Raw genomic sequence first — 19,790 nt, forward strand, 5'->3', positions numbered from 1 at the left:
CGGTTGCGATTACCAGCGCAGCACGACCGCGCCCCAGGCCAGCCCGCCGCCAATCGCTTCGGTCACAACCAGATCGCCCGGCTTGATCTGGCCACGGGCCTTGCCCACGGACAGCGCAAGCGGAATCGACGCGGCAGAGGTGTTGCCGTGATCCTGAACGGTGACGACGACGCGATCCATCGACAGGCCCAGCTTTTTCGCGGTGCCCTGAATGATGCGGATATTGGCCTGATGCGGCACGACCCAGTCGATATCGGACGCCGCGAGCCCGGCCTTGTCCAGCGCGGTGGTGGCCGTGGCGGCCAGCTTTTCCACAGCATGGCGGAAGACGGCATTGCCCTGCATGCGCAGGTAGCCGGTGGACTGGGTCGAGACACCCCCATCGACATAAAGCAGGTCGCGGTGGCGCCCGTCGGAATTCAGATCGGTCGACAGGATGCCGCGATCGCTGGCCTCGCCCGTACCTTCTTGTGCTTCCAGCACAAGCGCGCCGGCCCCATCGCCGAACAGCACGCAGGTCGACCGGTCCGTCCAGTCCATGATCCGGCTGAAGGTCTCGGCGCCGATGACCAGCACGCGTTTCGCCTGACCGGACAGGATCAGCGCGTTGGCATTGGTCAGGGCAAATACGAACCCGGCGCACACGGCCTGCACGTCGAAGGCAAAGCCGCGCGTCATGCCAAGGCTGGCCTGCACCATGGTCGCGGCGGAGGGGAAGGTCAGGTCGGCGGTCGAGGTGGCGACGATGATGGCGTCGATATCCCCAGCCTCCAGCCCGGCATCGGCCAAAGCGGCCTGTGCGGCCCGGGTGGCAAGGTCAGAGGTCGGCTGACCCTCGGCTGCGAAATGGCGGCGTTCGATGCCAGAGCGGGAGCGAATCCATTCGTCGGTCGTATCCAGCGTCTTTTCGAATTCGGCATTCTCGACCACGCGGTCGGGAAGGTAGTGGCCCACACCGATGACGGTGGCGCGTGTCGTGCTCATGTTTTGTCGTCCTCTTGCCGGGGCGCATCCTGTGCCACCTCGGCGGCAGAGGCAACCCGCGCCGCCAACCTGTCGCCGAACCCCGAGCGCGCCAGCTCTGCGGCCAGCTTGATCGCGGCGGAGATGCCCGTGGCATCCGCGCCGCCATGCGATTTCACGACCGTTCCATTCAGGCCGAGAAAGACCCCGCCATTCACGCGGCGCGGGTCGATGCGTTTCTGCAATCGTTTCAACGAGGTCAGCGCCAGCACCGATGCGATCCGCGACAGTGGCGAATAGGCGAACGCCTCTTTCAGCAAGGCACCGATCAGCGAGGCGGTGCCTTCGCCGGTCTTGAGCGCGATGTTGCCGGTAAAGCCGTCGGTGACGATCACATCGCAGCGATTGCCGGGGATGTCGCCGCCTTCGACGAAGCCGACATAGTCGTAATCGCCTTCATCGGCGCGGGCGCGGATCATCTCCTGCGCCTCTTTCAACTCGGCCCGGCCTTTGTGTTCTTCGGTGCCGACATTGAGCAGGCCGACGCGCGGGCGTTCGAGGTCCAGCCCGTTGCGCGCGTAGGACGCGCCCATCAGCGCGTATTGCAGCAGGTCCTGAGCATCGGCGCGGATATCCGCGCCGACATCCAGCATCACGTTGAAACCTTGCGGATTTCTTGAGGGCCACAGGATCGCGATGGCGGGGCGGTCGACGCCGGGCAGCTTGCGCAGGCGGATCATCGACAGGGCCATCAGCGCGCCGGTATTGCCGCAGGACACCGCGACCTTGGCATCCCCGTCGCGCACGGATTCGAGGGCCGACCACATGGACGTGCCCTTGCCATGGCGCATCACCTGAGAGGGCTTGTCGTCCATCGACACCACGCCCTCGGCGTTGCGGATGGTGACACGTCCGTCAAGCTCGCGGCGCTTGGCCACGAGTTTTTCCAGCTCGGGCGCGGGCCCATGCAGGATGAAGTCCAGATCGGGATTGTGACGCAAAGACTCATAAATGCCGGCGACAATTGCCGCCGGCCCACGATCTCCGCCCATGGCGTCGATCGAAATCGTCACGCGTCCCGCGCCTGCCTTAGAGTGATCCTTCAGAGAGGTCATGCGTCAGGCCGGACCCGGATAAATTTATGCCGCGTCTTCGTCCAGCTCGACCTCGTCGGCCATCGCGATCACTTCGCGCTCTGCGTAATGGCCGCAGGAGGGGCAAACGTGGTGCGGGCGCTTCAGCTCACCGCAGTTGTCGCACTCGTTCGGGTTTGCCGCGCTCAGCGCGTCATGCGCACGGCGGTTGTTGCGGCGCGATTTGGAGACTTTGTTCTGTTGAACGGCCATGTCTCAACCTCTGTATCTAGCGTTGCAGGGCGGCAGCCGCCCGTGGTGTCCTGTCATGCCCGCGCTCTAGGGGAGACCCCGCCCGGACACAAGCATCAATCTGTCATGAAGGCGCGAAAATACGCAGAAAGTCCCAAAGAGCAAGAGATTCCTTCAGTCGTCCCCGTCCTTGTCCTGCATTTTTTCGCGCAGCGCGGCCAGGCCGGCAAACGGCTTGGTATCCTCGTCGGTCATCGGGGTCACGCCGTCCTCGGCAAATTGCGCATCGGCGATCTCGACCCCGTCCTTGCGCGGGAAATCGGGCAACGCCAGCGACAGCGCCTCCGTCATCACGGCGGACAGGTCGATCACATCGCCCAGTTCCTCGGTTTCGTCATCCTCGGGCATCTCGATCTCGGACCCGGCCTCGGGCTGGTCGAGCCGGTCGGCGGGGACGAACCGGCGCGTCACGGTGGTGTCGATTCGCGTCGTGACCGGCTCCAGCGTGACGATGCAGCTTTGCACGACGGTGGCGCCCAGTTGTGCTTGCAACTCCCATCCGGCGCGGCCTTTCGGCACGATCTCGCCCTCGAACCGCAGTTTCTTGACCGACTGCGCATCGAGCGTTTCGGCCAGCGCGGCACGGGCATCGGCATCGGGTTCGAGGCGGAACCGCGTGGGTTGGGTGTTGCGCAGGCTCGCCACGCGCAGCGCGGTCTCGGGGGCGGATGCTGTCATGGGCTGGTTTCCTGTGCTTGAATGGGGGAAGATCATTGTTTAATGGGGAATAAGAGGCTGGGCAGGCCAAGATCAAGAGGGGCGTGACATGCGCAGCAGGATGGCAATGGGGAAAATGGCGCTCGCCGTCGTGGTGATGACCGGACTCGGTGCCTGTACGGCGCAGTACCGGACCCACGGCTACATGCCCCCCGAGGAAGACCTGCAACAGATCGTGCCCGGTGTCGACACCAAGGCCTCTGTCGAGGACCTGATCGGCGTTCCCAACGCCTCGGGCGTGCTGGACAATTCCGGTTATTATTACATCGAAACCGATATGCGCCATTTCGCATGGCAGCGCCCCAAGGTCGTCGGTCGCGAAATCCTCGCCATCACCTTCGACGAGGCGGGCGTGGTCGAGAACCTCACCACCTACGGGCTCGAAGATGGCCGTGTCGTGACCCTGAACCGCCGCGTGACGCAATCCGCCGACAGCAATATCGGCTTCATCAAGAAGCTGTTCGGCAATATCGGCGGGCTCGATCTGGGTGGTCTGATAGGCGGCTGATGCACCGTCGGGCGCATCTTTGGCGGCGCAGATGATCCTTTTGCAAAAAGGCTGTTACACGGCCCGCACCGCCGCGTGCGAGGCGGATCTCGTCGCGTGGCAGGCCTTGCGCGCGACCTGTTTCGGCACCGATCAGCCTGACACGGACCGCTTCGATGCACTCTGCGAGCATGTTCTGATCGAAGACGAGGGCGGCGCGCTGGTCGGCGGCTTCCGCATGATGAAGGTTCAGCACGGCGCCGCGATCGACCAGAGCTATTCCGCGCAGTTCTACGACCTCTCCGCGTTGCGCGACTTTGCCGGACCCATGCTGGAATTGGGGCGGTTCTGCATGCGTCCGGACCGCCCGGACCCGGACATCCTGCGGCTGGCTTGGGGCGCGCTGACGCGCATGGTCGACCGCGACGGGATCGCCTTGCTGTTCGGGTGCAGTTCCTTCCCGGGTGCCGACCCTGCGCGCCACGCAGAGGCCCTTTGCCATCTCGCAGCCCATCACCTTGCCCCCGACCGCTGGCGCCCGCGCGAGAAGGCCGCCGAGATCATGCGCTTTGCCGATCTGCCGGATCGGCGGATGCAAAAACCCCCGGTGCAGCCGCCCCTGTTGCGGACCTATCTCGCGATGGGGGGCTGGGTCAGCGATCACGCGGTGATCGACCGCGCCCTTGATACGGTGCACGTCTTCACCGGAGTCGAAATCGGGGCAATTCCCCCGATGCGCAAGAAACTGCTAAGGGCCCTTGCGCGTTGAGTGATCTAAATCATTGCACAAGAAGCCGCCGCCTCGATAACGTCGGGCGTCGTTCTCGGGGACATTGCATGACCGACCACTTGAGGAGCCATTTCCGCTCCACGCCGATCGAAGACGAAACACAGCCTTTCCGGGTCTCGCTGCGGACGCTTCCGGCGCGGCTGAAGATCGGGCCGGGCGCGCGCCCGCGTCCAAAGACGCCGATCCTGTTCGCCAGCGGGTTCGCCAGCCTGTTCCTTATCATCTTCGTGACGCAACTGTCCGAGGGGCTGGAGGCCTCGGAGATCGTCGCGTTCCTTTTCATATTGGTCGTCGTGGCCGGGCTGGTCGCGCCGTGGCTGTTGCGTCGCCTCAAGGGCGTCGCAGACTGGCAGCGAACCGTCACCCTGCATCGCGACAAGGTCGAGGTCACCGATCAGGACGCCTCTGGCAGCCAAAGGTGGAGCCTGCCGGTCTCTGCCTACCGCCTGAGCCACGAACATGTCCGGCGGGGCGGGTTCGCCACCAGCCCGGCGCCGCAATATGCCGTCTATGACATGCTCATCCTGCGCCATCCGGATCGTTCCCGCGATATCCCCTTGCGCATCACGCCCGCAACCGGCACCGGCGGCATGACCATGCGCGACATGATCGAAGCCGGGCGGCAGGGCGACAAGGCGCGCGTCGAGGCGGCGATGAACGACCGCGACAACCCTGATTTCGAGGCGTTCAAGGCGTATATGTCGGCCTTGCTCGAAATGCCGGTCGACGATGTCAGGGCGGTGCGCGACATCGCTTGACGGCGCCTGCGCAAAGCCCTAGCGCTCGCGCCATGGCACAGGCACCTCTTCTTCAGCTCACCGACATTTCGCTGACCTTCGGCGGCGATCCTGTCTTCGACGAACTCTCGTTGACCGTTCACGGCGGCGACCGCGTGGCGCTGGTCGGGCGCAACGGGTCCGGCAAATCCACCTTGATGAAGGTGATGGCCGGGCTGGTCGAACCGGACCGGGGCGAGGTCATCCTGCCTGCGGGCGTCACCGTCGGCTACATGCAGCAGGAACCCGACCTGTCGGGGTTTGCGACCTTGGGCGATTTCGCCACCTCGGAACTGGACGCGGCCGAGATGTACCGGGTCGAGCGCGCCTCCGAAGGGTTGAAATTCGATCCCGCACGGCCGGTTGAGACCGCGTCGGGCGGGGAACGCCGCCGCGCGGCGCTGGCCAAGCTGATGGCCGAAGAACCCGAGTTGATGCTGCTCGACGAGCCGACGAACCATCTGGATATCGAGGCGATCCAGTGGCTTGAGGACGAACTCAAGATGACCCGCCGGGCCTTTGTCCTGATCTCGCACGACCGTCGGTTCCTGCAGGAACTGACCCGCGCGACGCTGTGGATCGACCGCGGCGCGGTGCGGCGTCAGGAACAGGGCTTCGGCGCGTTTGAGGCGTGGCGCGACAAGATATGGGAAGACGAGGACATGCAGCGGCACAAGCTTGATCGCAAGATCAAGTCCGAGGCGCGTTGGGCGGTCGAGGGCATCAGCGCCCGACGCAAGCGCAACCAGGGCCGCGTCCGCCGCCTGCAGGACATGCGCGCCGAGCGCGGCAGCCAGATCAAGCGGCAGGGCGCTGCGGCGATGGACTTGGCCTCGGGCCCGAAATCGGGCCGCAAGGTGATCGAGGCCACCGGCCTGACCCACGCCTTTGGCGACAAGCGTATCGTGTCCGGGCTGGACCTGACGGTGATGCGCGGCGACCGCGTGGCCTTTGTCGGCCCCAACGGTGTGGGCAAGACCACGCTGATCAAGATCCTAATGGGCGAGATCGCCCCCGATGAGGGCGCGGTCAAGCTGGGCACCAACCTGATGCCTGCGGTCTTCGATCAGGCGCGCGCGCAGCTCGACCCCGAGGCGACGCTTTGGGACAGCCTGACCAACGATCCGGGCATGCGCGTGACCGGATCGAGCGATCAGGTGATGGTGCGGGGTATGCCGAAACACGTGGTCGGCTATCTCAAGGACTTTCTGTTCGACGAGCGGCAGGTGCGGGCGCAAGTGAAATCGCTTTCGGGTGGTGAGAAGGCGCGGCTGCTGCTGGCGCGGATCATGGCCAAGGAATCGAACCTGCTGGTGCTGGACGAACCGACCAACGATCTGGATGTCGAGACGCTGGACCTGCTGCAGGAACTGCTCGACGATTATGACGGCACGGTCATGCTGATCAGCCACGACCGGGATTTCCTCGACCGGGTGGCGACGACCACCGTGGCGATGGAGGGGCGCGGGCAGGCCACCGTCTATGCCGGGGGCTGGTCCGACTACCAGACGCAGAAACGCGAGGCGTCCGGCGAGCCGGTGAAACAGGCGAAACCGAAGGCGGCCAAGCCCGAGGCCAAGCCTCAGGCGGCCAAACCCGATGGCCTGTCCTTCACCGAACGGCACCGGCTGGAGGCGCTGCCGGGCGTGATCGACCGGCTGACCGCGGAAATCGCCAAGCTGGAGGAATTCCTCGCCCAGCCCGACCTGTTCCACAAGGAACCGGCCAAGTTCAAGAAGGCGACAGAGGCTTTGGTGGAACGCCAGACCGCGCTGGCCGCTGCCGAGGAAGAATGGCTGTACCTGGCGGAACGGGCTGAAGCCTGAGCAACGCCCCGTAGCCTGAGCAACGCCCCGTAGCGCGGGGTTAATCCCCGCGCCCGTTCAAGAAAACAAAGCGCGTCACCAGCCCCATCTCGACCACCGTCAGCAGGATGCGGATGATGTGATGCAGGCTGACCAGCGCCGGATTGGCCGCGAGGCTCAGCGCGATGATCGACATCTCGGCCACGCCGCCGGGGGCAAAGCTGATCATCAGGTGCAGGATCTCAATGCCCGTAATCGCATGCAGCGCCAGCGAGAAGCCGACCCCCAGCGCCACCATGAACCCGACAGAGACGAGGCTCAGCCAGATCGACCGGCGCAGCAGCGGCCCGTCGACACCTTTGAACCGCAGCCCGAGCGACACGCCGATCACCAACTGTGCGACGGAAATCAGCCAGTAGGGCAGGTGCAGGTCGACCACGCCGCTCAGGGTGGCCAGCGCTGCCAGCAACATCGGCCCGGTCAATTGCGGTGCGGGCAATCGCAACTTGCGCCCGCCATACAGGCCGATCACTCCGGCCGCGATGATGAAGGCAACCTCGACCAGACCGGCGCTGCGGTCGCTGCCGGGCAGCGACAGGCCCGAGGCAGAGCCCACCGGCGCGCCCAGCCACAGCGACAGGCCCAGTGGCAGCAACGTGATCAGCACGATGATCCGCAGGAATTGCTGGATCGTCAGGCGCCGCAGGTCGGCACCGCTGCTTTCGCCCATCATGATGCTTTCCATCAAGCCGCCCGGCGTGCCGGAATAAAAGGCCGTCACCCGGTCATATCCGCCAAGCCGTTGAAAGATCAGCATGTTGCCGTATTGCGCCAGCACGACGAACAGCGCGATCCCGGCGATGGTCCACGGCAATTGCGGCGCAAGGGCCAGCAGGTCCGGCGTGACCTGCGTGCCGATCATCACCCCGATCAGCGCCACGAAGACGGTCCGGAACCGGGTTGGAAAGGCATAGTCGTCCAGAAAGCTCAGGCGGATCGGCACCAGCACCATCAGCGCCGTGGTCGCCAGCCCGCCCAGCATCCAAGGCAGCGGAAGGTGCGCGTAATAGGCCAGCTCGCCGCCCACGGCGCCAAGCGCGACGATCAGTGCCGTCTTCCAGATCAGACTCATCGAAATGTTGCCCATGCGACGTGCCTACCAAGCGGGAAACCCTTTCACAACGGGGTTTTGTCGGCCTAGTTTGCCCCCATGGCGCAGGCAATCTTCATCGGGTCGAACATCTATCGCGGGTCGGTCTATGGCGCGCAGCACCCGCTGTCGATCCAGCGCGTGCCGGCGGTCACCGACCTGTGCCGCGCGCTTGGCTGGCTGCCCGCAGACCGCTATCGGACCTCGCCGCGCGCCAAGCCCGCGCATCTGCGGCGCTTTCACACCGATGCCTATCTGGAGGCGTTGCAGCGCGCCGAAGATGATCAGGCCGTCAGCGACACCGTGCGTGCGCGCCACGGTCTGGGCACCCTGTCCAATCCGATCTTTGCCGAGATGTTCCGCAGGCCTGCCACAGCCTGCGGCGGCGGCTTGCTAGCGGCGGAGCTGGTGCGCGATGGCGGTGTGGTCCACAATCCCGGGGGTGGCACGCATCACGGGTTTCCGGATCGGGCCTCGGGCTTTTGCTTTCTGAACGAGCCGGTTCTGACGATCCTGCGCCTGTTGGAGATGGGCATCGCCCCGGTCGCCTATGTCGATCTGGACGCCCATCACGGCGACGGGGTCCAGGCAGCGTTTCATGGCTCGGACCGGGTGCGGGTGATCTCGATGCACGAGGCGGGGCGCTGGCCATTTACCGGACAGGCCGAGGACCGCGCGGGCGGCGCGGCGCTGAACTTGCCGGTACCACGCGGGCTGAACGATACCGAAGCCGCGTTGTTGTTGGACGAAGTGATCGTGCCAAGCGTCGCCGCCCTGCAACCGCAGGTGATTTTCCTGCAAATGGGGGCGGATTCGCTGCTCGAAGACCCGCTGTCGCGTCTGGCCCTGTCGAACCGGGCCTATCTGCGCGCGCTCGACGCCCTGCGCCCCATGGCGCCGCGTCTGATTGTGTCGGGCGGTGGCGGCTATAATCCTTGGTCGACGGCGCGGCTCTGGGCGGCGATCTGGGGCAGGCTGTCGGGGCAGGAGATGCCGGATCACCTGCCGCCCGAGGCCTCAGCCGTGCTGCGCGGCCTGAACTGGCACCGCAAGGGGCGCCCGTCCGAGACCTTGTTGACGACGCTGCTGGACGCGCCGCGCGAGGGGGAGATACGCGACGCGATCCGCGACCTAGCGCGCAGGCAAAGTCGCGCGATGGTATGAACCGTCGAACCTGTTCGAAGGATGGAGCGGGTAACGGGAATCGAACCCGTAACTAAAGCTTGGGAAGCTGCCGTGATACCTTTTCACCATACCCGCGCTCACCCCGCTTATCTAACGGTGTGGCAAGCCCCGCGCAAGGGGCTGCGCGCTGGAAATGCGCGCAAAAATCTGCCCCGAGGCAAAGCCCCGGGGCAGCGCAAACCCGTCATGGACGGTTGTGATCAGCGCGGCAGAAGCACGCCTTCGATCACGTGGATCACGCCGTTGGATTGGTTCACATCCGATTGCGTCACCTGATAGGCATTGCCACTTTCATCGAAGATGAAGACCTCGCCGCCATTCACAACCTTGGCCGAGAGCGCATCACCCGAGACCGCGTTGAAGTGATAGAAGCGGTCCGGGGATTGGCGCGCCTCGCGGGCGATGTCAGCCGCCGACCAGTTGCCTGCAACCACATGCGCGGTCAGGATCTTGGTCAACTGGTCCTTGTTCTCGGGCTTTAGAAGCGTTTCGACCGTGCCATCGGGCAGCGCCTCGAACGCGGCATTGACCGGGGCAAAGACGGTGAAGGGGCCTTCGGAGTTGAGCGTCTCGACCAGACCGGCGGCCTTGACGGCGGCGACCAGCGTGGTGTGATCGGCCGAGTTCACGGCGTTCTCGACGATGGTCTTGTTCGGATACATCGCCGCGCCACCGACCATCGGCAGGCCTTGGGCATCGGGTTCGGCGGCGGCCTGTTCCTCGCCGGGCAGCAGGACGGTGTCGATCACGTGGATCACGCCGTTGGACTGTTCGACATCGGCGATGGTGACCGTGGCCACGCGGCCCTGTTCATCGGTCAGGGTGATCATCTCGCCATCCATCTTGGCCTGAAGCGTGCAGCCGCCGACCGTGGGGACCGGGTGGGTGCCGCCATCATCGGCGATCATCCCGGCAATCGCGTCGGACATGGCCTTGGCCGCGACGACGTGACAGGTCAGGACCTTGGTCAGTTGTTCCTTGTTCTCGGGCTTCAGCAGCGTCTCGACCGTGCCCTCGGGCAGCGCGTCAAAGGCGGCGTTGACGGGCGCAAAGACGGTAAAGGGGCCTTCGCTGTTGAGCGTGTCCACCAGTCCGGCCGCCTGTACGGCGGCGACCAGCGTGGTGTGATCGGCAGAGTTCACCGCGTTCTCGACGATGGTCTTGTCTGCGAACATGGCGGCACCGCCGACCATCGGGTTGCCACTTTCGCTGTGGCTCGCGGCAAAGGCGGGCAGGGCGAGGGTGCAGGTCAGGGCGGTGGCTGTGAAAAGGCGTGTCATGGTCTTCCTCCGTGTGGGTTATGTCCCAAGCCACGGAAGGCGGGGCAGCAGAGTTTCGCCGCCCCGCATCACGCTTTCGTGAGGTCAGCCGCGACGGCGTCTGCGCCGCCCGCCCTCATCCCCGCCGCCGGTGTTGAAGCTGACATTCGGCAGGGTGACCTGCGCGTTCAGGATCGGGAAGGGATCGGTGGCATGCGGGATGGCGTTCGCGTTGACGAAGTGTTCCTGAAACTTCGGCTCGATCGCCGTCTCGACCTTGGTGATCTGGCGCACGACACGCTCGATCTCGCGCCGGGCGGCGACATTACACAGGGCAATGCGCGCGCCGGTGCCCGCGGCGTTGCCGGCGCTGGTGACCTTGTCCAAGGGCACGTCGGGGATCATGCCCAGCACCATGGCGTGCAGCGGCGAGATATGCGCGCCGAACGCGCCCGCCAACACCACGCGGTCGACCTGATCGACCTCGCGCTGGTCCATCAACAGCCGCGCGCCCGCATAAAGCGCGGATTTCGCCAGTTGGATGGCGCGGATGTCGCCCTGGGTCACGGTGATGAGCGGGCCGCCCTCGGCGGTGGCGTCGTGGATCACATAGGAATGGGTGCGGCCCTCGGGGATGGAGCGCGCGGTGCCGGTGGCCTGGGCCGAGCCGATCAGGCCGGACGGGTCGACAAGGCCAGCCATCCGCATCTCTGCCACCGCCTCGATGATGCCCGAGCCGCAGATGCCGGTGATGCCGGTCTGGGCGGTCGCCTTGGCAAAGCCGTCCTCGTTCGACCACAGGTCACATCCGATCACGCGGAAGCGCGGTTCCTTGGTTTCCGGGTCGATGCGGATCGCCTCGATCGCGCCGGGGGCGGCGCGCTGGCCGGAACTGATCTGCGCCCCCTCGAAGGCCGGGCCGGTGGGCGAGGAACAGGCCAGAACGCCGCTCTTGTCGCCCAGCAGGATTTCGGCATTGGTGCCCACGTCGATGATCAGGGCAAGGTCGTCGGACTTGCCGGGTTCCTCGGACAGGGCGACGGCGGCGGCATCGGCACCCACGTGACCGGCGATGCAGGGCAGGACGTAGATCTGCGCCGCACCGGGAATGGCGGTCAGCCCCAGTTCGGTCGCGGTCAGCGTCATGGAGTCCGAGGTGGCCAGCGCAAAGGGCGCTTGCCCCAACTCGACCGGGTCGATGCCCAAGAGCAGGTGATGCATGACCGGGTTGCAGACAAACACCGTCTCAAGGATCAGCGCGGGCTCGATCCCGGCCTCCTTGGCGATGTCCAGCGCCAGCGCATCGATGGCCTCGCGCACGGCGCGCGTCATTTCCTTGTCGCCGCCGGGGTTCATCATCGAATAGGAGACGCGGCTCATCAGATCCTCGCCGAAGCGGATCTGCGGGTTCATGATGCCGCTGGATGCGATGACCTCGCCGGTGTCGAGATTGGTCAGGTGCGCAGCGACGGTGGTGGAGCCGAGGTCGATGGCAAGGCCATAAATCCCGCCCTCGTGCAGGCCGGGCCAAGCGGCGATCAGCTTGGGCGCTGAATTGTCGGCTTTGTGCAAGGCGACGGTGATTTTCCAATCGCCTTTGCGGAGAATTGGTTGCAATTTGCCAAGTGTGGAAAAGTCTGTGGATATCTCGGGGATATCCCACTGGGCCTTGAGCGCCCGGGCGATGCGTTCCAGATCGCCCGTGGGCTCGTGCATGTCGGGCTCGTCGACTTCGATGTAATAAAGCCGCGTGGCCGGGTCCATCTCGATGACCCGGGCGCTGGCGGCCTTGCGGACCACCTGCCGGTGGACTTGGCTTTCGGGGGGCACGTCGATGACAACATCGCGCTGGATCGTCGCCTGACAGCCCAGACGGCGCCCGGGTTTCAAGCCGCGCTTATCCTGATAGCGTTGCTCCACCTTGTTCCATTCGGACAGGGCGTCCTCGGCCACATGAACCCCGTGTTTCGAGAAATCGCCGTAGGACGGGGTGATCTGGCATTTCGAGCAGATGCCACGCCCGCCGCAAACCGAGTCGAGATCGACGCCCAGCTGCCGCGCGGCGGTCAGAACGGGTGTGCCTGCCGGGAACCGTCCGCGCTTGCCGGACGGGGTGAAGATTACGAGCGGATCTTGGGTCATGGCCTGCCTGTGTTCGCGTTTCCGCGCGACAATAGCGTTCCCTTCGGGGAAGGAAAGCCGTGCTGCGACATGTTTGCGTCGCGGCGCGGCGCAAGGCGCTTCGAAGCGCCTTGGACCAAGCGCCTTCGAAGGGCCTTGCACGTCGCTATGCCTCGTCCAACCAGCGCAGGATCTCGCCGCGGTTGCCATCCAGATCGGGCGCGGGTTTGCGGGTCGTCGGATCGGGGGCGTCGGTCATCTTGATCGGGTTGCCCGCGGCCTTGTAGGCTTGCCGCCCGTTGCGGTCGAGCACGTCGACGACCATGTTCCGGGCGAGGATCTGCGGGTCCTTCAACACCTGATCCACCGACTGGATCGGACCCGTTGGGATACCGGCGGCTGTCAGCTTTGCAATCCAGTGCGCGCGCGTATCGCCCAGCGTCACCGCCTCGATCAGGCGTTTGAGCAGGCGGGCATTGTCGCAGCGCGCCGGGTTGGTGGCAAAGCGCGGATCGTCCGACAGCGGCAGGTTCAGCGCGATACACAGCTTCTCGAACAGCTTGTCATTGCCTGCGGCGATCACGAACAACCCGTCGCTGGCGTGGAAGTTCTCGAACGGCGTGATCGACGGGTGCCGGGCGCCGGACGGGCCGGGCGCCTTGCCGGTCACCGTGGTCAGGGCGACCGCGTGTTCGAGGATGGCCAACTGGCTGTCGAGCATCGACACGTCGATCTTGCGGCCCTTGCCGGTTTTTGCACGGTCCACCAAGGCCGCCAGAATGCCCTGGCACAGGAACATGCCCGCGACGATGTCACCGATTGAGGCCCCGACCCGCACCGGTTCGCGGCCCTTCTCGCCGGTGATCGACATCACGCCGCCACGCGCCTGTACGACCATGTCATAGGCGGGGCGTTTCGAATCCGGACCGGTATGGCCAAAGCCCGACACGGCCCCGTAGATCAGGTGCGGAAAGTCCTGATGCAGCACGTCCCAGCCATAGCCCAGACGCTCCATCACGCCGGGGCGATAGTTTTCCACCAGCACGTCGGCGCGCTTCAGCAGCTTTTCGAAGGTGATGCGGTCGGCCTCGGATTTCAGGTTCAGGGCGATGCTTTTCTTGCCGTGATTGATCGCGGCGAAATAGGCGGATTTGCCGTCCTTGAAGGGCGGAAAGGCGCGGGTGTCGTCGCCGCCAACGGGGTTTTCGACCTTGACTACGGTGGCGCCCATATCCGCGAGGGTCATGGTGCAGAAGGGACCGGCCAGCACGTGGGTCAGGTCGAGGATGGTATAGCCTGCAAGGGGGGCGGTCATGGGGGCTCCGGGTCTTGTGCTGCTGTGCTGGCACAAGACCGTGACGCGCGCGTGACGGCAAGAGGCGATCGGTGTTTCGGCGGGAAACTGCATTTGGGGGCCGAGACATGGTCCCGGCCTCGGGGCTGTTGCGCTATTTGGCGGCAGCGCGCGCATGGAAGATGAAGCCAAGGAGGTTCATCAACACTTGTGCAGCCAGGATCGAGGTGGAGCCGGTTGGATCGTAATCCGGGGCCACCTCGACCAGATCGATGCCGATGATGTCGTGATGCCGGGCTACATTCTGCAGGATTTCCAGCACCTCGTAATACAGGAACCCGCCATGCGACGGCGTGCCGGTCCCCGGCGCGATGGAGGGGCAGAAGGCGTCGATGTCGATGGTGATGTAGACCGGCGCGCCCGCAGGAATGCGCGCGGCGGTGGCCTTCGGCCCCAGCTTGCGCACTTGCCGTACCGACAGGATGTCCGAGCCACGGGCGCGGGCGTCGTCGTACCCTTCTTTCGCGGTGGAACTGACATTGCGGATGCCCAGTTGCGTCAGCCCGCTGACCCAGTCTTTTTCCGCCGCGCGGCGCATCGGGTTGCCGTGCCCACGCGTCACACCGTGGCGTTCATCCACGAAATCCAGATGGGCATCGATCTGGAGCACGTGAAACGGCGCGTGGCCCTCATAGGCTTCGATGCAGGGAATGTTGATCGAGTGGTCCCCGCCGATGGTGACGGGCAGGGCGCCTGCCTTCAACGCGGCCTCGACACCGGCGCGGATATTGGCGTGGCTTTTCAGCGTATCGGTATGGACGATATCCGCATCCCCCATATCGACGATCCGCACGCCGTCCAGATAGGTCACGTCATCCTCGTGGTCATAGGCCCCCGCATGGCCAAAGCTGAACAGGGTCGAGGCCTCGCGCACCCCGCGCGGCCCAAAGCGTGCGCCCGCCCGCCACTGCGTCCCCGCATCAAAAGGCGCGCCAAGGACGGCGACGTCACAGTCCAGCGCGTCCCAATCCGCCACATGAGGCGCCTTGGCAAAGGTGCAGATGCCGGTAAAGGGCAGGTTCAGCCTGCCGGACTGGTAGCCATGCATGATCGTGTCTCCGTTCGGTGTGCGGCACGCTAGGGCCAAGCGCCGGGGCGGTGCAAGACGCTTGTCGCAGCGATACGGCTGGGGCAGAGTTTCAGCAGCTCATTGGCCGAAGAAGGGGCTGGACCATGCGCAAATTCATGCTTTTCATTTCGCATAGCGCGGCGGTGGCCTTGGGCTTTGCGCTGGGGATCTATGCCCTGCCGATCCTGACCGCGCCGCCCGCGCCCGACGCCGCGATGTTGCAGGAGCGCGCGCAAGGCGCAGCCTTTTCCGCAGAGTTCACCCGCGATCTCGCTGGCAGCGATTTCCTGCATTGGGGCGAGGGACGCATCAGCCTGACCGACACGCAGATCGTCCACGAGGGCAAGCTGGCGCCGGGGCCGGATTACAAGCTGTACCTGCTGCCCACCTTCGTCGAGGACGAGGCGGGGTTCGAGGGGCTGCGTCCGCAGGCCCTGCGCATCGGCGATGTCAAAAGCTTTTCCGGCTTCGTGCTGGACCTGCCCGAGGGCGTCGACCTGACGCGATACAATACCGTGCTGGTCTGGTGCGAAGCCTTCGGCGAATTCATCACTGCGGCGCAGTATCGCTGACGGGGCTTTGCCCCTTTCCCCTGTCGGACATCCGTGCAATAGGGACGTGCCAACCGATCCCCTCCCAAGGAGCGCCCCCATGGAGATTCGCGAGGCCCTGACCTTCGATGATGTTTTGCTTGTTCCCGCAGCAAGCAGCGTGCTGCCCTCGACGGCGGACACGCGCACCCGCGTGACCAAAAGCATCGACTTGAACATCCCGCTTCTGTCCTCGGCGATGGACACCGTCACCGAAAGCCGCATGGCGATCACCATGGCGCAGGCTGGCGGCATTGGGGTGATCCACAAGAACCTGAATGTCGAACAGCAATCGCGCGAAGTGCGCCGGGTCAAGCGGTTTGAATCGGGCATCGTCTACAACCCCGTCACCCTGACGCCGGACCAGACGCTGGCCGATGCCAAGGCGCTGACGGAACGCTATGGCTTCACCGGTTTTCCCGTGGTCGATGAGAACCACCGGGTCGTCGGCATCGTCACCAACCGCGATATGCGGTTCGCGCAAAAGGACGAAACGCCGGTGCGGGTGATGATGACGCATGAAAACCTCGCCATCCTGACCGAACCCGCCAATCGCGATCAGGCCATCGATCTGATGCGCGAACGCCGGATCGAAAAGCTTCTGGTGACCGACCAGAGCGGCAAGCTGACCGGCCTGCTGACGCTGAAGGATACCGAAAAAGCGGTGGTCAATCCCTCTGCCTGCAAGGACAAGCTGGGCCGGTTGCGCGTTGCCGCCGCCTCGGGCGTGGGCGACGCGGGCTTTGAACGGTCCGAGGCGCTGGTCGATACCGGGGTAGATATCCTCGTCGTCGATACGGCCCACGGGCACAGCGCGGGTGTGCTGGAGGCCGTGACCCGCGCCAAGCGCCTGTCGAACGAGATCCAGATCATCGCGGGCAACGTCGCCACGGCGGATGCCACCCGCGCGCTGATCGACGCGGGCGCGGATGCGGTCAAGGTCGGCATCGGGCCGGGGTCGATCTGCACCACGCGCATGGTCGCCGGTGTCGGCGTGCCGCAGCTGACCGCGATCATGGATTGCGCCAAGGCCGCCGGTGACGTGCCGGTCATTGCCGATGGCGGCATCAAGTTCTCGGGCGATTTTGCCAAGGCGATTGCGGCGGGGGCGTCCTGCGCGATGGTCGGCAGCATGATCGCCGGAACCGATGAGTCCCCCGGCGAAGTGATCCTGTACCAAGGCCGGACCTTCAAGGCCTATCGCGGCATGGGCTCGCTTGGCGCCATGGCGCGCGGCTCCGCCGACCGCTATTTCCAGAAGGACGCGGCCAGCGACAAGCTTGTGCCCGAGGGGATCGAGGGGCAGGTGCCTTACAAAGGCCCCGCTGGAACCGTCATCCACCAGCTTGTGGGCGGTCTGCGCGCGGCGATGGGCTACACCGGCAACGCGACGGTCGAGGAGATGCGCCACAACTGCACCTTCGTCAAGATCACCGGCGCGGGCCTGTCGGAAAGCCACGTCCACGACGTGCAGATCACCCGCGAAAGCCCGAACTACCGGATCGGGTGAGCCAATAAAATAAGGGGTTCAGCGCTTCAGCGCTGAACCCGTAGTATCGCCAAGTGTCGGAACGTACCGGGAACTGTCGCCCACTTTAGATGCAAAGTAGATGCAAGCGTTCCGGCGATAGATGCAAATCTGGCCACACAGGAACAGGTAGGATGAACAGTGAAATTCTGCCTTAGGTAAGGGCTGCCGAGGGATAGTTGTCCCCAGACCCGAACTCGAACATGAGCAATGACGAAGCTTTTCCGATTGCTGCTATGCGTAAGTGCGGTTTGTTTCCAACGTGACTCAGGCGCTGCGGGTCTCCGGCGAATGCCGACGGATTTGCAATCCGCCGATACGCATTGAAAAAATTGCATTTCTTTATAAACCAGCACCAAATCACCCCAAGGAAGATCAATAGGTTGCGAAGACTATGTAAACTGATCCGCTTGCTCTTCCCGGCCTCTTAAGTCCCCCCTGAACTCTCCTCCGGTTGATCGTGCACCCATCTCTCAGGGAACCAACCCAATCGATGGTTTCTGGCAGTAGGCGCAGTTCATCAGGTCCAAGCAGTCAGATCCGCGCGACTGACACAGGGGGCGGGAGACCGGACCTTCGCTGCCGCTGCGCTGTGGGCCGGAGACATACTGAAAAGCGGACTATGAATCGAAGCATGCTTTGCAGAAGCAAAGCCTGCTTCGGCCAAACACACCGAAATTTTTGACGCTTCTCGACACAGTCGACAAAGATCTGAACGCTCGATCTGACGCAAGACTGTGACATACCTCAGTTGAAGAACGACCAATCAACGTCCGCCGCGATAGGATTCGAATGTTCAGACGGCTTGTGACCAGACTGGCCATTGCAAATGGGGAAGCAACCATAGTGATTGAGAAAATCGCTCAAGAAGAAGCTTTCAATGTCAAAGAGGTTCTCATTTCCGTAGTTCCTGAGAACTTCTGCAGAGTAGTACGTAAACTTCACCCTCTGCGTCTTTGCGTAGTTGCTAATCCCCATGTTTCCGGATTGGCCGGACAAATGGCCGCCAAGCCTCTTGAAGAGGCTGTTTTGTTTTGACTCGCTCATCCCAATGTAAATCAGCTTTGAGTTTGCGAAGGGATACGCGATTTCACTTTCGGTCAAATAGATGAAGTAGATGCCCGCAACACCGCGAACAAACTTGATCTCTTGCTCGTTAAGAGTGTAGGTTTGTATGAATAATATTCTCATTTTTTAATAATAAACAAGGGGATAGGCCTTGACCACCGAAAACATCAAGACAGCATCCGAGGTCATTACCGAGTTCCTTGACACCCTGGCTAAGGACGAATCTCTCGACGCCGACACTGTGGCCGCTGTCAGCAAACTTCGGAAAAATGATGATCTAAGCAAGGTCAAGCTGCTGCGAAAGCTGGAAGAGGCGCGCAAGGCCGCACTCAAGTCTGATGCGGCGAGCACAGAGGAGGCAGGTGATGACTAAAGTTCGCAAGATCACCGTCTCGCGTTTTCGCGGCGCACGTTTCGACCTGCCCCTCGACTTTTCGAAGAAAATGAAGAGCGTTGCGATCTTCGGTGAGAACGCGTCGGGCAAGAGCACTATTACAGATGCGCTTGAGTGGTTCATCCATGACCGCGTGGACCACCTGTGGCGGGAGGACTGCAAGCAGGACTCGCTGCGCAATGTGCTCGCCGACGACAAGCCCAGCTCTGTGTAACTGGTTTTTGACGGCAATGACCGCAACGGAACCAAAGCGCTCTCAGACGCGCTGAAGACCTCAGCAACCTTTGCCAATGACAATGTGGAGCAGCTTGTTGCAGATCTGAAAGATGACAATATCATTCTCAGACATGCCGATATTGTTAAATTTCTTGACAAAACAAAGAGCGGGAAGCGTGAGGCTATTGCCGATATTATCGGCTATAGCGAAATCACGAAGTTTAGAAACGCCCTTTTGCAAACAAAGAACCAGCTCGAAAAAGAAACTGAATACACGGCCGCAAAACAGCAGATTCAGCGTCTTCAGTCCGGGATGATTGCGGAAGTAGAGCAGGTTGTTCCTAACAGAAAAGAGTTTTACGGAGTGGCCGCCACGGTCATGAAGCCATTTGAACTTAAGGCAGAAGTTACTGACGAAGAGTCCTACATCGAGGCTTTAGAAGAGCTTCGGGGACAGGGCAGCAGTGAAGAAAAGATTCGACTGGCAGAACGACTCGCGCAGCTTGAAAAGGCTTGCAGTGAGCTGGTCGCGGACATTGATCAACTCTCCGGTGATGCCACGGCATTTATGTATAACTACAACGCCCTCGCTAAAGAGAGCGAAAACGTCAACAAGCTTCGGCTCAGTGACTTTCTAACGCGCGGCAAGGCCGTCCTGGACGACGAAGTCTTTACCGATCCGCAGTGCCCGTTTTGTTTGTTGCCCTATGAGCTTGCCCAACTCCAAGAAGAGGTCGGTAAGCGCCTTGAAGCGTTAGAGGCGTTGCAGCAGCAGCTCGATGAAGCAGGCACGCTCAAGGATGCACTTGTCGAGACCGTGATAACCGTCGGCCTTAACACAAAAACCATCATGGAGTGGACCTGTCTCGTTTTCGTGCCGCCCCAGGTGCTCGTTTAGGCCACTTTTCTCTCGAAAGCGACGGGGCTTTTCCA

20 protein-coding genes, 1 tRNA gene and 1 pseudogene are annotated in these 19,790 nt (G+C 63.3%); 11 read left to right on the forward strand and 11 right to left on the reverse strand.

Translation table 11 applies throughout. The annotated features are described in order from the left end of the window. Positions 1-9: 9 nt before the first annotated feature. The 4 genes from D8Z78_RS15855 to D8Z78_RS15870 all read right to left on the reverse strand — a co-directional run bounded on the left by D8Z78_RS15855 (position 10) and on the right by D8Z78_RS15870 (position 3,026). Complete coding sequence (locus D8Z78_RS15855) at positions 10-984, reverse strand: beta-ketoacyl-ACP synthase III (RefSeq protein ID WP_121633749.1); 975 nt, start codon at positions 982-984, stop codon at positions 10-12. Continuing rightward, positions 981-2,078 (reverse strand): phosphate acyltransferase PlsX, encoded by a 1,098-nt coding sequence (plsX, locus tag D8Z78_RS15860; RefSeq protein ID WP_121633751.1) that lies wholly within the window; start codon positions 2,076-2,078, stop codon positions 981-983. Before plsX ends, D8Z78_RS15855 begins: the two co-directional genes overlap by 4 nt. A 24-nt stretch (positions 2,079-2,102) precedes the next feature. Next, positions 2,103-2,309, reverse strand: coding sequence for a 50S ribosomal protein L32 (gene rpmF / locus D8Z78_RS15865; RefSeq protein WP_121633753.1), 207 nt, complete (start codon positions 2,307-2,309; stop codon positions 2,103-2,105). Positions 2,310-2,462: 153 nt separating this feature from the next. Beyond that, complete coding sequence (locus tag D8Z78_RS15870) at positions 2,463-3,026, reverse strand: YceD family protein (RefSeq protein WP_121633755.1); 564 nt, start codon at positions 3,024-3,026, stop codon at positions 2,463-2,465. Positions 3,027-3,114: 88 nt separating this feature from the next. On the opposite strand from D8Z78_RS15870, the gene D8Z78_RS15875 reads away from it, so the two are divergent. The 4 genes from D8Z78_RS15875 (at position 3,115) to D8Z78_RS15890 (ending at position 6,944) form a co-directional block, all read left to right on the forward strand. Next, positions 3,115-3,573 carry an outer membrane protein assembly factor BamE gene (locus D8Z78_RS15875; protein WP_240672149.1) on the forward strand — a complete coding sequence of 153 codons (459 nt, stop codon included), beginning with the start codon at positions 3,115-3,117 and terminating at the stop codon, positions 3,571-3,573. 31 nt (positions 3,574-3,604) lie between these two features. Next, the gene (locus D8Z78_RS15880) at positions 3,605-4,321 is read left to right on the forward strand and encodes a GNAT family N-acetyltransferase (protein WP_121633757.1); all 717 of its coding nucleotides are present in this window, start codon (positions 3,605-3,607) and stop codon (positions 4,319-4,321) included. Between the two features lie 68 nt (positions 4,322-4,389). Next, on the forward strand, positions 4,390-5,100 hold the full coding sequence (locus D8Z78_RS15885) for a hypothetical protein (protein WP_128910805.1): 711 nt from the start codon (positions 4,390-4,392) through the stop codon (positions 5,098-5,100). A gap of 32 nt (positions 5,101-5,132) precedes the next feature. Beyond that, on the forward strand, positions 5,133-6,944 hold the full coding sequence (locus tag D8Z78_RS15890) for an ABC-F family ATP-binding cassette domain-containing protein (RefSeq protein WP_121633762.1): 1,812 nt from the start codon (positions 5,133-5,135) through the stop codon (positions 6,942-6,944). 40 nt (positions 6,945-6,984) lie between these two features. Here D8Z78_RS15890 and D8Z78_RS15895 read toward each other — a convergent pair whose 3' ends face one another. Further along, positions 6,985-8,070: an AbrB family transcriptional regulator gene (locus tag D8Z78_RS15895; protein WP_121633764.1), complete on the reverse strand. Its 1,086-nt coding sequence runs from the start codon at positions 8,068-8,070 to the stop codon at positions 6,985-6,987. Positions 8,071-8,133: 63 nt separating this feature from the next. On the opposite strand from D8Z78_RS15895, the gene D8Z78_RS15900 reads away from it, so the two are divergent. Next, positions 8,134-9,237 carry an acetoin utilization protein AcuC gene (locus D8Z78_RS15900; RefSeq protein WP_121633767.1) on the forward strand — a complete coding sequence of 368 codons (1,104 nt, stop codon included), beginning with the start codon at positions 8,134-8,136 and terminating at the stop codon, positions 9,235-9,237. 22 nt (positions 9,238-9,259) lie between these two features. Here the strand turns inward: D8Z78_RS15900 and D8Z78_RS15905 are convergent. From D8Z78_RS15905 to speB, 6 genes and pseudogenes are all read right to left on the reverse strand, one after another. Then, positions 9,260-9,333 (reverse strand) — tRNA-Gly (locus D8Z78_RS15905). Between the two features lie 125 nt (positions 9,334-9,458). Then, the gene (locus D8Z78_RS25015) at positions 9,459-9,992 is read right to left on the reverse strand and encodes a fasciclin domain-containing protein (RefSeq protein ID WP_240672152.1); all 534 of its coding nucleotides are present in this window, start codon (positions 9,990-9,992) and stop codon (positions 9,459-9,461) included. After that, positions 9,984-10,538: pseudogene (locus D8Z78_RS25020) on the reverse strand (fasciclin domain-containing protein); the annotation flags it as partial. The pseudogene D8Z78_RS25020 and the gene D8Z78_RS25015, both read right to left, overlap by 9 nt. A gap of 84 nt (positions 10,539-10,622) precedes the next feature. After that, positions 10,623-12,659: an ASKHA domain-containing protein gene (locus D8Z78_RS15915; protein WP_121633771.1), complete on the reverse strand. Its 2,037-nt coding sequence runs from the start codon at positions 12,657-12,659 to the stop codon at positions 10,623-10,625. Between the two features lie 145 nt (positions 12,660-12,804). After that, positions 12,805-13,953 carry a CaiB/BaiF CoA transferase family protein gene (locus tag D8Z78_RS15920; RefSeq protein WP_121633773.1) on the reverse strand — a complete coding sequence of 383 codons (1,149 nt, stop codon included), beginning with the start codon at positions 13,951-13,953 and terminating at the stop codon, positions 12,805-12,807. A gap of 133 nt (positions 13,954-14,086) precedes the next feature. Next, positions 14,087-15,040 (reverse strand): agmatinase, encoded by a 954-nt coding sequence (gene speB, locus D8Z78_RS15925; protein WP_121633775.1) that lies wholly within the window; start codon positions 15,038-15,040, stop codon positions 14,087-14,089. A gap of 137 nt (positions 15,041-15,177) precedes the next feature. Here speB and D8Z78_RS15930 point away from each other — a divergent pair, with 137 nt between their 5' ends. The 6 genes from D8Z78_RS15930 (at position 15,178) to D8Z78_RS15955 (ending at position 19,755) form a co-directional block, all read left to right on the forward strand. After that, positions 15,178-15,633 carry a DM13 domain-containing protein gene (locus D8Z78_RS15930; protein ID WP_240672150.1) on the forward strand — a complete coding sequence of 152 codons (456 nt, stop codon included), beginning with the start codon at positions 15,178-15,180 and terminating at the stop codon, positions 15,631-15,633. Positions 15,634-15,712: 79 nt separating this feature from the next. Then, complete coding sequence (guaB, locus tag D8Z78_RS15935; protein WP_121633779.1) at positions 15,713-17,161, forward strand: IMP dehydrogenase; 1,449 nt, start codon at positions 15,713-15,715, stop codon at positions 17,159-17,161. An 825-nt stretch (positions 17,162-17,986) separates the two neighbouring features. Next, positions 17,987-18,217: a hypothetical protein gene (locus D8Z78_RS24870; protein WP_206169697.1), complete on the forward strand. Its 231-nt coding sequence runs from the start codon at positions 17,987-17,989 to the stop codon at positions 18,215-18,217. Between the two features lie 181 nt (positions 18,218-18,398). Further along, positions 18,399-18,620, forward strand: coding sequence for a hypothetical protein (locus tag D8Z78_RS15945; RefSeq protein ID WP_121633783.1), 222 nt, complete (start codon positions 18,399-18,401; stop codon positions 18,618-18,620). Next, positions 18,613-18,855 (forward strand): AAA family ATPase, encoded by a 243-nt coding sequence (locus D8Z78_RS15950; protein WP_164932988.1) that lies wholly within the window; start codon positions 18,613-18,615, stop codon positions 18,853-18,855. The genes D8Z78_RS15945 and D8Z78_RS15950 overlap by 8 nt, the downstream gene beginning before the upstream one ends. An 84-nt stretch (positions 18,856-18,939) precedes the next feature. Beyond that, the gene (locus D8Z78_RS15955; RefSeq protein WP_128910806.1) at positions 18,940-19,755 is read left to right on the forward strand and encodes a hypothetical protein; all 816 of its coding nucleotides are present in this window, start codon (positions 18,940-18,942) and stop codon (positions 19,753-19,755) included. The last annotated feature ends 35 nt before the right edge of the window (positions 19,756-19,790 follow it).

Source organism: Tropicibacter alexandrii (assembly GCF_003667315.2).
GTDB classification, from domain to species: domain Bacteria; phylum Pseudomonadota; class Alphaproteobacteria; order Rhodobacterales; family Rhodobacteraceae; genus Tropicibacter; species Tropicibacter alexandrii.